This is a genomic window from Flavobacterium sp. WC2430, assembly GCF_040822075.1.
Lineage (GTDB): Bacteria > Bacteroidota > Bacteroidia > Flavobacteriales > Flavobacteriaceae > Flavobacterium.
In genome coordinates, this window is sequence record NZ_CP162007.1 from 733,981 (window position 1) to 748,450 (window position 14,470).

11 protein-coding genes are annotated in these 14,470 nt (G+C 33.1%); 7 read left to right on the top strand and 4 right to left on the bottom strand.

Annotation, left to right across the window (positions count from 1 at the left end; genetic code table 11):
• Positions 1 to 5 precede the first annotated feature (5 nt).
• The 4 genes from AB3G36_RS03080 to AB3G36_RS03095 all read right to left on the bottom strand — a co-directional run bounded on the left by AB3G36_RS03080 (position 6) and on the right by AB3G36_RS03095 (position 7,438).
• Positions 6 to 2,834, bottom strand: a complete 2,829-nt coding sequence (locus tag AB3G36_RS03080; RefSeq protein WP_367755892.1) for a TonB-dependent receptor — start codon at positions 2,832 to 2,834, stop codon at positions 6 to 8.
• 302 nt (positions 2,835 to 3,136) lie between these two features.
• The gene (gene glmS, locus AB3G36_RS03085; RefSeq protein WP_367755894.1) at positions 3,137 to 4,984 is read right to left on the bottom strand and encodes a glutamine--fructose-6-phosphate transaminase (isomerizing); all 1,848 of its coding nucleotides are present in this window, start codon (positions 4,982 to 4,984) and stop codon (positions 3,137 to 3,139) included.
• Between the two features lie 9 nt (positions 4,985 to 4,993).
• Positions 4,994 to 6,610: a DUF4270 domain-containing protein gene (locus AB3G36_RS03090; RefSeq protein ID WP_367755896.1), complete on the bottom strand. Its 1,617-nt coding sequence runs from the start codon at positions 6,608 to 6,610 to the stop codon at positions 4,994 to 4,996.
• Positions 6,611 to 6,631: 21 nt separating this feature from the next.
• Entirely contained in the window at positions 6,632 to 7,438 is an 807-nt protein-coding gene (locus tag AB3G36_RS03095; protein ID WP_367755898.1) for a glycogen/starch synthase, read from the bottom strand.
• A gap of 78 nt (positions 7,439 to 7,516) precedes the next feature.
• Here AB3G36_RS03095 and panC point away from each other — a divergent pair, with 78 nt between their 5' ends.
• From panC to AB3G36_RS03130, 7 genes are all read left to right on the top strand, one after another.
• Positions 7,517 to 8,395, top strand: coding sequence for a pantoate--beta-alanine ligase (panC, locus tag AB3G36_RS03100; protein ID WP_367755899.1), 879 nt, complete (start codon positions 7,517 to 7,519; stop codon positions 8,393 to 8,395).
• Positions 8,396 to 8,409: 14 nt separating this feature from the next.
• Positions 8,410 to 8,760 (top strand): aspartate 1-decarboxylase, encoded by a 351-nt coding sequence (gene panD / locus AB3G36_RS03105; protein ID WP_367755901.1) that lies wholly within the window; start codon positions 8,410 to 8,412, stop codon positions 8,758 to 8,760.
• A 194-nt stretch (positions 8,761 to 8,954) separates the two neighbouring features.
• Positions 8,955 to 10,103 (top strand): alpha/beta hydrolase, encoded by a 1,149-nt coding sequence (locus AB3G36_RS03110; protein WP_367755903.1) that lies wholly within the window; start codon positions 8,955 to 8,957, stop codon positions 10,101 to 10,103.
• Positions 10,103 to 11,464 carry a DNA repair protein RadA gene (gene radA / locus AB3G36_RS03115; protein WP_367755905.1) on the top strand — a complete coding sequence of 454 codons (1,362 nt, stop codon included), beginning with the start codon at positions 10,103 to 10,105 and terminating at the stop codon, positions 11,462 to 11,464. The genes AB3G36_RS03110 and radA overlap by 1 nt, the downstream gene beginning before the upstream one ends.
• A gap of 133 nt (positions 11,465 to 11,597) precedes the next feature.
• Positions 11,598 to 13,241 (top strand): carboxylesterase/lipase family protein, encoded by a 1,644-nt coding sequence (locus tag AB3G36_RS03120; protein WP_367755907.1) that lies wholly within the window; start codon positions 11,598 to 11,600, stop codon positions 13,239 to 13,241.
• 198 nt (positions 13,242 to 13,439) lie between these two features.
• A complete protein-coding gene (locus AB3G36_RS03125) occupies positions 13,440 to 13,850 on the top strand; it encodes a hypothetical protein (protein WP_367755909.1) in 411 nt (136 codons plus the stop codon).
• A 74-nt stretch (positions 13,851 to 13,924) separates the two neighbouring features.
• Entirely contained in the window at positions 13,925 to 14,341 is a 417-nt protein-coding gene (locus AB3G36_RS03130; protein ID WP_367755911.1) for a hypothetical protein, read from the top strand.
• The last annotated feature ends 129 nt before the right edge of the window (positions 14,342 to 14,470 follow it).

A 14,470-nucleotide genomic window follows, 5' to 3' on the forward strand; every position in this document is an offset into this window, starting at 1 on the left:
TTAGCTTACGGATTGATTGTCCAAGAAGCAAAATATTGTTGCCCAATTAAACCGGCACCTAATACTTGAGCATATTCTTTACCACCAATATTTGCTGCTCCAATTTTTAATGTAGATTTCAATTTTGGGAAGTTATAATTAATTTGAGCGTCAATTACTGTAGCGGCATCAATCATACCATCAACCATTGTTGATTGCCATAAATACTCACTATTCCATCTTCCACTAATATTGAAACCGAAATTTTCAAATAATTTATCATTACCAAATGACGCTTTTACTCTATGTTTTGGAGTATTAAATCCAGCTTCAAAACTTGGATCTTTAGCTTGGTCAAAATTAAATTCAGCATAGTTGTAATTAACACCTACTTCGAAATCTCTGTATACTTTTTTAGAAAGGCCCAAACCAAAACCTAGCGATTTGATTTCAACATTCGTATTGGTATACAATTGGTATGCTCTATAATTTCCGTTTTGAAGTGCGTGTAATGATTGCGCACCGGCATCAGCAGCTAATGGATTTGGAGCGTCTTGTGCTGTTCCGTAATAAGGAGCCACAACATTCAAGTTTCCAATAAAATCATTATAAATATTATAATACCCATTAATATCGATTGACACATCACGGATAAATGAACGATATCCTAATTCAAATGCTTTAACCTGCTCTGGTTTTACATAATTTACATTCGTTTTTCTTAATAATGCAGAACCTGCAACAGGGTTACTTGCTGCCAATGCACTAAAAGCTGCTACAGAACTAGCTGTATAAGAATTATTATATGCATTTAATCCAGTCATAACAACGTTTTGACCACCAGCCAAAGCTTGTCCAACTGCAGTAGCAACTGGTAAAGTCTCGCTATATCTTGTTAAGTTGTCTGGAGCTGATCCAAGTAATATGGCGCTTCCTACATTAAATCCAATGTATTGATCTTGTGTTGATGGATTTCTAAAACCAGTTTGAAATGAAGCTCTGAAATTATGTCTTCTACTTTCTCCACCTGAATAAACAAATGAAACTCTAGGAGATACATTTCCGTCGAAATTTTTTGATTTATCGTAACGAACAGATCCAGTAAATTTTAAACGGTCATCTATCATTTTTTTAGTCAACTGCGTATACGCTCCATATTCGTTATAATAAATAGGACCATCAGCATCTGTATAAATTCTTCCATGAGAATTCAATTGATATTGTCTGTATGAACCTCCAACTTGAATTTCTGCAAATTTGATAACATCTTTAAAGTTATAATTTGCATCTGAATGATATACTTTAGAATTATCAACTAATTTAGATCCTGTAAGCACACTTTCACCTGAAATAACTTGATTGAATGCAGCCTTAAACTCAGGAGTACCTGGAATTAATCTTCCAGTGTCTGCCGTTTGTCTCGCTATTTTATGAGCATTTTCAGGAGTCATACCTGCTAATGTAGATTGAACATAAGCTCCTGCATATTGTCCAAACCATGTTTTATCGTCTTTCCACACTCTATTGACATTAATCCCTGTAAATAGCATATCATATGATTTACCACCATCTTCAGTTGTAGTATACCCTCTTACATAAAAATTCTTTCCTTTAATCTCTAATTTATGCTGTTGCATAAAAAAGTCATTCAAATAATACCTATTTGCTCCTTGATAAACAGCATTACCAAAACCAAATTTACTTTGCAAAATAACTTCTAAGTTTTCATTCCCAAAAGGTCTATAATGTAGTGAAAAATCAATTTTAGTATTACTCGCTTTATTATCCGTAAGATCAGTTTCATTGTACCCCGTTCTACTTACATTATAGTTAGGCAATAAGTTAACCGCCGATGCTGGTATCAAACCTAAACCTGCAAGCGACTGACCAACTCCTTTAATATTTGTAGTAACCTCATCACCATAGACATTTATTCCGTCATAATTAACATGACTTCTATCTCTTCCAGCAACGGTTTTGTCATTATAATTTGTAGCATACCAATCGGTACCATGCATATAAGTGAAATTAGCTTTTGCCGCCAATTTAGGACTAAAAGCATGCGCCATGCGAATTCCATAATCTACATAATCGTTATTCCCTGCCGCTTTTTGACTTGTTTGTCCAAATTTTGCATAAGCTGTGATTCCAGGACTAGTGAATGGACTTTTACTATTCATGAATAAAATTCCGTTAAAAGCATTAGCACCATACAATGCAGAAGAAGCACCTGGTAAAAGCTCTACACTTTGAACATCAATCTCCGAAACACCAATCATGTTACCAAGAACAAAGTTTAATAAAGGAGATGAATTATCCATTCCATCGACTAACTGCATAAAACGGGTATTCGCTACTGTTGCAAAACCACGCGTGTTAATTGACTTAAAAGACAAACTACTTGTATTCATTTGAACTTCTTTTAAGTTTTCTAAACCATCGTAAAAAGTCGCTGAGGCTGATTTTTTAATATCCGCAACACCCATTCTTTCAATAGTTACCGGAGATTCTAATACACGCTCTGGAGTTCTTGAAGCAGAAACAACAATTTCATTAAGTAAATTATCCTCTTCTTTGAGCACAAGATTTACTTTTTGATTATTTGATGAAATATTTACTTTTTTGGAAATAAAACCAACACTTGTAACCTCGATCGTATAAGGAGGCTTTTTTGAAGAACTTAAGATGAATTTTCCATCAATATCTGAAACAGAACCGATGTCTTCTCCAACAATTTTAATATTAGCTCCAATAATAGGTTGGCCATTACTGTCAGCTACCGAACCCGAAATTGAATTTTGAGCAAAACTAATGCTACAAAAAAACAATGACAAAAAAAGTAAATAAGCTCTCATTTGGTTAATTTTTTAAGATTTATGTCACCAAAGTACAAATATTTTTGATATTACTAAAAAAACGTTAAAAATATTTAATAATTATCATAAAATTTAGCCCATATTAACTTATTCAATATTGTCTTTTATTAAATATTAACCATAAAAAATTGTTAAAAAAACAAAATATACTATGCATACATATAAAATTAACTAAAAAAATAGGTTTATCATAAAAAAACAGATTTTAAAAAATATTTTCGCAAAAAAAAGAAGCAAGACCTAAAGTCTTGCTTCTTTTATATAATATATGAAGATTATAATTATTCGACCGTAACCGACTTAGCTAAGTTTCTTGGCTGGTCAACATTGCAACCTCGCATAACCGCAATATGATAAGACAAAAGCTGCAATGGAATTGTGGTAATCAATGGAGATAAAGCATCTGATGTTTCAGGAATTTCGATAACATAATCCGCTAAATCACGAACTTGAGTATCCCCTTTCGTAACAACAGCGATAATTTTACCACTTCTAGACTTAATCTCTTGAATATTACTTACTATTTTATCGTAATGACCTTGTTTAGGCGCAATTACAACTACCGGCATATGCTCATCTATTAAAGCGATTGGACCATGTTTCATTTCTGCTGCCGGATAACCCTCAGCATGAATGTATGATATCTCTTTTAACTTCAAAGCGCCTTCTAATGCAACTGGAAAATTATATCCTCTACCTAAATAAAGGCAATTGGGTGCATCTTTAAAAATAGCTGCAATTTCTTTAGCGCGATCATTAGTTTCCAATGCTTCTTTTACTTTCTCAGGAATCAATTCTAATTCTTGCAAATACATATGAAAATCAGAAAGTGACAATGTTCCTTTCGCTTTAGCTAAACGAAGCGCAATCATTGTCAATACTGTAATTTGTGTTGTAAATGCTTTAGTCGAAGCAACACCAATTTCAGGCCCTGCATGTGTATAAGCACCAGCGTGAGATTCTCTTGAAATAGAGGAACCTACTGCATTACAAACTCCAAATACAAAAGCACCATTTTCTTTAGCTAATTTTATTGCCGCCATAGTATCGGCTGTTTCGCCAGATTGAGATATGGCAATAACAACGTCTTTACTATTTATTATGGGATTTCTATATCTAAATTCAGAAGCATATTCTACTTCTACAGATATTCTTGCAAATTCTTCAAAAATATATTCTGCAACTAAGCCTGCATGCCATGAAGTACCACAGGCAACAATAATAATTCTATCAGCGTTTAAAAACTTCTCTAAATTATCTTCAACACCTGACATTTGAATAATACCTTCATTGGGATGCAACCTACCTCTATATGTATCTTTGATTACGCTTGGTTGCTCATAAATCTCTTTTAACATAAAGTGATCGTAACCTCCTTTTTCAATTTGTTCCAAATTCATTTGAAGTTCTTGAATATAAGGATCCACCAAAGAATCATCTTTGATTTTTCTTACTTTCATCTTCTTATGCAACATGATATTTGCCATCTCCCCATCTTCTAAATAAACAGCATTAGAAGTATATTCAATAAATGGTGAGGCATCGGATGCAATAAAATATTCTCCTTCCCCAATACCAATTGCTAAAGGACTACCTAAACGAGCCGCAACAATTTCATCAGGATTTTTCTTGTCGAATACCGCAATTGCATAAGCACCAACTACTTGGTTTAATGCGATTTGAACTGCTTTTCCTAGTTTTATATTTTCTTTTTTTTGTACCTCTTCTATTAGATTTACTAATACCTCAGTATCTGTATCTGAATAAAAAACATATCCTCTTTTAACTAATTCTTCTTTTAGAGGAGCATAGTTTTCAATAATCCCATTATGAATTATTACTAAATCCCCTGAATTAGAAAGATGCGGATGAGAGTTTACATCATTTGGCACACCATGAGTTGCCCAACGCGTATGTCCAATACCAATTGTTCCATTAGTAGACATTTCTTTAGAAGCTTTTGCTTCCAAATCCACCACTTTGCCTTTAGTTTTACATAGTTTAATAGCTTCTCCATCATAAATCATGACACCAGCACTATCATACCCTCTATATTCAAGCCTTTTTAATCCTTTTATAACAATAGGATAAGCCTCTCTATAACCTATATATCCAACAATTCCACACATAGCTTTATATTAATTAGGTTTAGTATAATAAATTTCTAATTTCAATCTTTTATCCTCAGGCACAGTAGATTTACCTCCGTAAATAATGGTCCCTAATGGATTCATAACTGATGCTCTAGGCACTTGAGAAATCGCAGTTGGTGTTCTCAGTTTATTAGAAGCAATTACATTAATATCTTCTGTAACTACAAGACCTAACTTTACATTAGTTGAATCCACATTTTTTATAAGTCCTCTAATTTGATTCGTTATCCTAATCTTATAAGAAACGCCTCTTCCATTTGTCACTGCCTCTTTTTCCAAAAGACCACCAAAAACAGCTTTCCCATTTTTAGAATTAGTTCCTGATGTGGCATCATTATAATAATCCGTTATTGGACGATGATTATTTAAATCATATAAGTAGATTCTATTAGGTTCATAACTACTCGCCATTGCACTTGCATCAACATGAAAAACAAGGTTAGCTTCATTAATCAACCATCCACTTTTTCTAATAATGTCTAACTCATCAGCAACTCCGTTTGGACTTCCAGTTAAGCCATCTTCTCCATACAAATCTTTTCCAAAAAGCTCTAAGACAGCTAACGATCCTTCGCCACCTTTTAAATATAGTTTATCATCACCAATTGTTGTATTGACATTTCCTGAATTAGTTGCGTCCATATAAGAAGCATTAACGTTACTTTGATTCAGCAAATTTACCGTATTACCCGCAAGATTAAGATTTATTGATTTTTCAATTCTTGTCGCATCCGTATCAGAAGTGTCTTCTTTATACGTAATTGTAATTTTTCCTTTTTTAAAATCCATCATAGCCAAAGCACTTGAACTACTTCCTGATTTTTCTACTTTAAAGTACAACCCTCTAAAGTAATCTTTAAAAATATCATTTGTAACTAGTTTTCCAGAAGCTGATGCGTCGATGATTTTAGTCTTAAAAAAATCCATATTAAGATTTAAACGCATTCCTGGAGCAACTCGTGTAATGACATCTTTACCATCTGTGGTTACTGTATATTTATATTCTGCCGGACTAAAAGAGAAAGAATCATTTTCAACTGGATCAGAAGAATCATTTAGTCGATTACCAACTTTTACATTATCAAAATCAGCATTTTGATCGGTAAAGAAACTTTGAGAAGTTTGAAACCCTCCAACTGGATCTAAATCTCTCATGTAATATCCAGATTCAAAAACGCTTAGTTTAATTTTAGCATCAGATGGACCATAAATAGAATCCAACTCATACACATGATTTCCATCTGTATCCGTAGATTTCAATGTGTTAAAATACGGAATCGTCAAAACAACACTTTCAATTACAGGGTTTTTCCCTATTGTTGGATTAATCGTCTCCAAAGCAAGCTGACTGGCAAAATTTGCCGTAGTGGTACCAAAAGCCGGATTATCATAAACACCTAACGCATTTACAGCAAGATTATTAGATTGAACCGGGCCTACTTTTTGATTGTAAGATATAACACTTGAAGTATATTTGTCAAAAGCAAAATGATTGTCACCTAATAAACCATCCCCAATTGAATTATAGTCTTTATCACAGGAATACAAAAAAAGAACAACCGTAACAATTAGAATTTTCTTAAAAAAAGAATTATTGTACATATAAAATAATAAAAGTTAAAACTACAGAACCTCGTTATTGTAAAAATTACTATACGCTTCAGCGAATGCATCTTTAGGGACGAAAGGTAAAAAAGGTTTTCCTGAAGATTCTATAAATTTTGTTAAACTTGGAGAAAGACTATCCGAAGCAATAATAACAGCATCTGAATGATTTACAGTTGCTTTTATAATGCTTTCGTAATCAGGTGTTTTCAAGTCTTGTATTGCTTCCAAAGGAACTCCATCAAGACCAATTTTATTAATCATCTCAGCATCCAAAGTTCCTTCAAATGATTGACTATAAACTGAAGTAACGATTTTCGTTTCAGAAAATAATGCTTCATTTTTATAATAATGTTTCATATAAATAGGCAACATTGCAGCCATCCATCCATGAACATGAATAATATCTGGAACCCAATTCAGTTTTTTAACAGTTTCTACCACTCCTTTTGCAAAGAAAATAGCACGTTCGTCATTATCAGGATACATCACTCCATCTTCATCGGCAAATGTTGCTTTCCTTTTGAAATATTCATCATTATCAATAAAGTAAACTTGAATTCTCTCTTTAGGAATAGAAGCTACCTTAATTATCAAAGGCATATCAAGGTCATTCACCACCAAATTCATCCCTGAAAGTCTAATTACCTCGTGTAATTGATGTCTTCTCTCATTAATATTCCCGTATCTAGGCATAAAAATTCTAATCTGTCCACCTTGGTCATTAACCATCTTCGGTACATCGTAAGACATTAAAGAAACCTCGTTTTCAGCCAAGTAAGGCACCACTTCAGATGATACGTATAATATCCTCTTATCTTTCATATTGTAATTTGCTTAATTTATTGGTAATAAAAACCATGCAAAATTACAAAAATTTATGCAGTTATTAACTAATATATTATGTTTGCATTTAATTTTAATAAAAAAGACATGCATATTTTCAATGGAAAAGCAGCTTTAATGGTTTATTTAAAATCCATTAAAACCCTGAATTCCAAAATTGGTTTTGTTCCAACTATGGGTGCTTTACATCAAGGACATCTTTCGTTGATGCAACAATCATTGATAGAAAATGAAAATACTGTGGTAAGTATCTTTGTAAACCCAACCCAATTTAATAATCCAGAAGATTTACTAAAATACCCAAGAACGTTAGATCAAGATATTGAAAAAATAGCAAGTCTAAGTGCTGATATTATTCTATATGCTCCGTCTGTTGAAGATATTTACGAAGGAAAAATACTATCTCAAACGTTTAATTTTGACGGATTAGAAAACCAAATGGAAGGGAAATTTAGACCTGGTCATTTTAATGGTGTGGGAACCATTGTAAAACGTCTATTCGAAATTGTAACTCCCACAAATGCCTATTTTGGTAAAAAAGATTTTCAACAATTGCAAATTGTAAAAATGATGGTTAAAAAAAACCATCTAGACGTCAATGTAATAGGATGCGAAATTTACCGCGAGAAAAATGGTCTAGCCATGAGTTCCAGAAATGAACGCTTAACTGAACTAGAAAAAAAGGATGCAGCACTGATTTACAAAACTTTAACCACGGCCAAAGAAAAATTTAAAACAAACAGTTCCAAAACGATAACGGACTGGGTTAAAAAAATATTTACTGAAAACAACTCATTTGAACTAGAATATTTTCAAATTGCTGACGAATCTTCGCTACTGCCTTGTATCAGAAAAAATAAAAATAAAAAATACCGTGCTTTTATAGCCGTAATCGTCAATAATATTCGATTGATTGACACCATTTCATTAAATTAATTTACTTTTGTAGCATGCAAATTCAAGTACTAAAATCAAAAATTCATCGAGTAAAAGTAACTGGAGCCGATTTAAATTATATCGGTAGTATTACCATCGATGAAACCCTTTTACTCGCTTCTAATATTATTGAAGGAGAAAAAGTTTCCATTGTAAACATTAATAATGGAGAGCGCTTTGACACTTATGCAATCAAAGGCCAAAAAAATTCAGGAGAAATAACATTGAATGGTCCCGCCGCAAGAAGAGTCCAAAAAGATGATATTATTATTATTATTTCTTATGCCACTTTAGACTTTGAAGAGGCTAAAACATTTAAGCCTTGGATTATTTTCCCAAATGAAAACGACAATTCCTTAACATAATAAACAAGAATAGGATGAATGCTGTTTCAATATACAATTCTATATTGAAACAGCATTGTTATGCACATAAAGTATTGCGTTTTTTGTAGATAAAAACCATTTTTTACATCTCAAATTGTACTAATTAAAATAATAAAAGTATTATATTGGTACACTATTTCGCATTCCCATTAATTTTTATAAAGTCAAAAATTATGAAACATCTACTACTATTCTTTTTCTTTACTAGTGCACTATTTTCTCAAAAAACTACGGAGCCCTTCAAGTCAAATACTTTAGGCGAAACAAGACAAATCACAATTAGCTTACCATCATCTTACGAACAAAACCCTACAAAGAAGTATCCTTTACTTATTTTACTAGATGGAGAATACTTATTAGATCCTTTTAACGGAGCTTTAAATTACGGTGGATATTGGGATGATTTACCCGAAACAATTATTGTAGGTATTAACCAAAATAGAAATAACGAAAGAATAGCTGACAGTAACTTTGACCAAGTTGAGGGTGTACCAACAAAAAAAGGAGCTTCTTTTTTTGAATTCATTGGCGGAGAATTACTTCCTTATATCGAAAAAAAATACCGTACCGCCCCTTTTAGGATCATTGCTGGACATGATACAACTGCTGGGTTTTTAAACTTTTTCCTTTATAAAGACAACCCGCTTTTTAATGCCTATATTTCATTAAGCCCTGAATTAGCTCCTGAAATGGAAAATAGGATTCCTGAAAAATTATCCAATTTAAAACAACCTGTTTTTTATTATCTATCTTCTGCTTCTGGTGACATTAGACAGCTAAAAGAGCCCATAAAAAGACTAGATGACAATATTAAAAAAGTAACTAATACTTCTATTAATTACAAATATGATGAGTTCAACAATGCCTCGCATTATTCATTAGTTCTCTATTCAATTCCTAGTGCTTTGTATCAAATTTTTGATGCTTATAAGCCTATTTCTTCTTCTGAATTTTCAGAAAAAATAGTCGTTCTTCAAGCAGGATATGTTGATTATTTAATTAATAAATATGATGTTATTTCAAAAAATTTGGGACTAAAAATTCCCGTTCGATTAAATGACTTTAAAGCCATTGAAGCCGCAATTTTAAGAAACAAAGCCTATAATGAACTCGATAAATTAGCCGAAATTGCCGATAAAAACTATCCTAAATCAATGTTGGCTTCCTATGAATTAGGGCTGATGTATGAAAAACAAGGTGACGCTAAAAGAGCTTCACAAAAATACCAACATGCCTCTCAATTAGAAGAGATAGGTGACTTGACCAAAGACATGATGTTTGAGAAATATGATGATATGAAAAGCTTAACACAAAAAAAATAATGTCAAAAGTTAAAACTACTTTTTTCTGCCAAAATTGTGGTGCACAATATGCCAAATGGCAAGGCCAATGTAATTCCTGTAAAGAATGGAATACCATTGCAGAAGAAATTATACAAAAACAAGAAAAAGTAGCCTGGAAAAGCGAACCAACTACCAAAAGTAAAGCTCCTAAACCATTAAAAATAAACGAAATTGATTCCGCTCAAGAGATCCGCATGGATACCACTGATGCTGAACTCAACCGTGTTTTAGGAGGTGGAATTGTACCAGGCTCCATGATCCTCTTAGGTGGAGAACCTGGAATTGGAAAAAGTACGTTATTGCTTCAAATATCTTTAAAATTACCATATAAAACGCTATATGTTTCAGGAGAAGAAAGCCAGAAACAAATAAAAATGCGTGCTGAAAGGATTACGACATCAAGTGAGAATTGCTATATTTTAACGGAAACAAAAACGCAGAATATCTTCAAACAAATTGAAGCCATTGAACCCGAAATTGTAATTATCGATTCCATTCAAACCCTGCACACTGATTATATAGAATCCACAGCAGGAAGTATATCTCAAATTCGGGAAACTACTGCTGAACTGATCAAGTTTGCCAAAGAAACCAATATTCCTGTTATTCTAATTGGTCATATTACCAAAGATGGAAATATAGCTGGACCAAAAATTCTGGAGCACATGGTAGATACTGTCCTGCAATTTGAAGGCGACCGAAATCATGTATACCGAATTTTGCGTTCGCTTAAAAATCGTTTTGGATCCACTGCCGAAATTGGAATTTATGAAATGCTAGGAAGCGGATTACGAGAAGTTTCCAATCCATCCGAAATATTGATTTCTCATAAAGACGAAGAATTATCAGGAACTGCTATTGCCTCAACCCTCGAGGGAATGCGTCCGTTAATGATTGAAATACAATCCCTAGTAAGCACCGCCGTTTATGGAACTCCACAACGCAGTACCACCGGTTACAATGCCAAAAGATTAAATATGATTTTGGCTGTTTTAGAAAAAAGAGCTGGTTTTAGGCTTGGCGCCAAAGATGTATTTCTCAACGTAACGGGAGGGATTTCAGTAGATGATCCTGCAATCGATTTGGCTGTAGTAGCCGCAATTTTATCATCGAATGAAGATATTCCAGTAAATAAAGATTTTTGTTTTGCTGGCGAAGTAGGGCTTTCGGGAGAAATCCGTCCTGTAAATCGTGTGGATCAACGCATTCAAGAAGCCGAAAAACTAGGTTTTTCAACGATTTTTGTATCCAAATACAATAAAATTGCCTTGAAAAATACGGGAATAAAAATCCAATTAGTAGCCAAAATTGAAGATGTGGCAAGCATGTTGTTTGGATAAAAACCAGTCTGACACAACTGCACCCTTTTAAAAATAAACAAGATAACAAACATTTTAAACCTTTTATTTGATTTGCCTCTGTAACTATTTATATCTTTTGCAGACCAATATATACTAAAAAAACTAGAAAATTATGAATCTAAAAAAACACTGTATAGGGCTTCTATTGCTTGTCGCTCCTATATTTTCAAATGCACAACATGCCGAAAATCAAAATGCCTTCCCTGTTCAGATAACCACCACAAATGGAATTATTGAGGGTGAATTTGATATAAAAACTAATATTCAAAGTTTTAAAGGAATACCATTTGCACAACCACCAGTAGGCAATTTGCGTTGGAAAGCTCCCCAACCAGTAGTAAATTGGAACGGTATAAAACAAACCAAAAAATTTGGACCAAGAGGAATCCAATCTAATGTTTTTGGCGATATGGGTTTTAGAAGCGATGGAATGAGTGAAGATTGTCTTTATCTTAATGTGTGGTCACCCGCAAAAACATCAACTGATAAATTACCTGTTTTAGTTTATTTTTATGGTGGAGGATTTGCCGCTGGTGATGGATCAGAAAATAGATATGATGGAGAAAACATGGCCAAGAAAGGAATTGTAACCTTAACTGTAAATTATCGATTAGGAATTTGGGGCTTTTTCTCTCATCCAGAATTAACCAAAGAATCTCCCAATCACGCTTCTGGAAATTATGGCCTATTAGATCAAAATGCAGCCTTGAAATGGGTTCAAGCTAATATTGCAAAATTTGGAGGAGACCCTAAACGAGTAACTATCGCTGGCGAATCTGCAGGTTCAATTGCTGTGAGCGCCCAAATGGCTTCTCCACTGTCCAAAGGTCTTATTGCAGGAGCTATTGGTGAAAGTGGCGGTTCTATTTTCCCTACTTTAGCACCAGTGCCTTTGGCTGAAGCTGAAAAAACGGGTCTTGAATTTGCCAATAAAATTGGTGCAACATCTCTAAAAGATCTTCGTAGCATGTCTACTTTTGAACTGTATCAAAAATCAATTGGAACAAGTTTAGGCGTATTCAAAACCACAATAGATGGTTATTTTTTACCCAAATTACTGCCTGAAATCTTTGAGGCTAAACAACAAGCTATGATTCCTTTGTTAGTAGGATGGAACTCCGAAGAAATGACCTACAAAGCATTAACAATGGGTAAAGACATCAATAATGAAACCTACATCCAGAAAGTAAAAGAACTGTATCCTGACAAAGCAGATCAAGTGCTTCAATTATATCCTGCAGGTACTGTAGAAGTAACGGAACAATCAGCAACTGATTTAGCTGGTGACCGTTTTATTGCTTACAGCACTTGGAAATGGTTTGATTTACATCGAAAAAACAGCACGCAGCCTATCTATCGCTACTATTATACCCACCCAAGACCAGAAATGCGAGACAACAGTCTAGAAGCGGGTCTTGCTGGAGGTGTGATCAAGAAAAACTCAAATACCACAAAGGCACCAATCCCAAAAGGCGCTGTTCACTCGGCTGAAATTGAATATGCTATGGGAAATTTAGCGAGTAACAAAGATTATGCATGGTCGGAAGATGATTATAAAGTTTCAGAAACTATGATGAATTATTTTGCTAACTTTATAAAAACGGGTAATCCAAACGGGGATGGACTTCCAAAATGGCCTATGGCAAAAAATGAAGAGCAACCTGAAATTATGATTATTGATGTCAATTCAAAATCAAAGAAGACTGAAAATGATGCCCGCTATTTATTTTTAGACAAAGAATATTCAAAAAAATAAGTTTAAAATATATTAAAAAAAAGAGGATGTCCTTAAAAGGGTGTCCTCTTTTTTTATACCTAATTAAATGTAATACAACCTCTAGAATTAAATTCAAAAACACTCACTTACAAGTATTTAACTATAATTTATATTTTTATTACCATTGTTTTTTTGTAAATTTATAATTCTGAAAAAAAATACTTAAAGGGCTCTAAGATGGAACCATCCGACAAAACAATGGTACGTTTCTACCAGCTACTTGGCAAACTATTTTATTGTATTGCAGCTGCGGATAACACCATTCGAAAAGAAGAGGTAAATCAATTAAAAAAAATCGTCCAGAAAGAATGGCTTCCTTTAGAAAACACATTTGATGAATTCGGTTCTGATTCGGGCTACCAAATTGAAATCGTATTTGATTGGTTAATTAACAACCAGTGGGACATAGAGAACGTTTTTTTTGATTTTAAAATTTTTAGAGAAGAGCATCAACACTTATTTACGACCACCATTAAAGAATTAATTTTAAAAACTGCTGAAGCTATTGCAAAATCATTTTCGGGTAAAAATAAATCCGAACATGTTTTAATCAGTAAATTGATTGCTATTCTACAAGAAAACTACTAATTGAAATATATAATGTCTTTGTTAAAAAATTAAAAAGGATTAAAAAAATCAATATAATTTAAAATTAAAAAAACATGAAAAAGCAAACTGGTATTTGGATTGACTCAACAAAAGCAATCATAGTGACTTTGAATGATGGTAAGGAGTTTATATGTGAAATTCAATCGAATTTAGAAAACAAAGTGTATCATGATAAAGAGGGAGACAAAGGAAGTTTTCAAGGAAACCAACACATTAATTCGGACAAGACTTTTGAAGAAAGAAAAAAACATCAAATGAATAATTTCCTTAAAGATGTTGTTACCTCTGTTCAAGAATCAGACGAGCTTTATCTTTTTGGTCCAGCTGAAACCAAGATTAAACTACAACAAAAAATCAATGATGCCAAATTAACCGGTAACGGAAAATTAAAATCTGTGGAAACATCAGATAATATGACTTCCAATCAGATTGTTGCCAAAGTCAAAAAATTCTATAGTGAACCACATTAATTATCTATTCAATAAAATTTATTTACCAAAGCCACAATTCAAATCATTGTGGCTTTTATATGCCTAAAAGATTATAACGCTTTAGGCTAAAATTCAAACTATTCATTTAAATTAGCCATTTATTTATAA

Coding starts and splice junctions, on each gene's coding strand:
- AB3G36_RS03080 (WP_367755892.1), bottom strand. CDS start 2,834: ATGAGAGCTTATTTACTTTTTTTGTCATTGTTTTTTTGTAGCATTAGT.
- glmS (WP_367755894.1), bottom strand. CDS start 4,984: ATGTGTGGAATTGTTGGATATATAGGTTATAGAGAGGCTTATCCTATT.
- AB3G36_RS03090 (WP_367755896.1), bottom strand. CDS start 6,610: ATGTACAATAATTCTTTTTTTAAGAAAATTCTAATTGTTACGGTTGTT.
- AB3G36_RS03095 (WP_367755898.1), bottom strand. CDS start 7,438: ATGAAAGATAAGAGGATATTATACGTATCATCTGAAGTGGTGCCTTAC.
- panC (WP_367755899.1), top strand. CDS start 7,517: ATGTTTGCATTTAATTTTAATAAAAAAGACATGCATATTTTCAATGGA.
- panD (WP_367755901.1), top strand. CDS start 8,410: ATGCAAATTCAAGTACTAAAATCAAAAATTCATCGAGTAAAAGTAACT.
- AB3G36_RS03110 (WP_367755903.1), top strand. CDS start 8,955: ATGAAACATCTACTACTATTCTTTTTCTTTACTAGTGCACTATTTTCT.
- radA (WP_367755905.1), top strand. CDS start 10,103: ATGTCAAAAGTTAAAACTACTTTTTTCTGCCAAAATTGTGGTGCACAA.
- AB3G36_RS03120 (WP_367755907.1), top strand. CDS start 11,598: ATGAATCTAAAAAAACACTGTATAGGGCTTCTATTGCTTGTCGCTCCT.
- AB3G36_RS03125 (WP_367755909.1), top strand. CDS start 13,440: ATGGAACCATCCGACAAAACAATGGTACGTTTCTACCAGCTACTTGGC.
- AB3G36_RS03130 (WP_367755911.1), top strand. CDS start 13,925: ATGAAAAAGCAAACTGGTATTTGGATTGACTCAACAAAAGCAATCATA.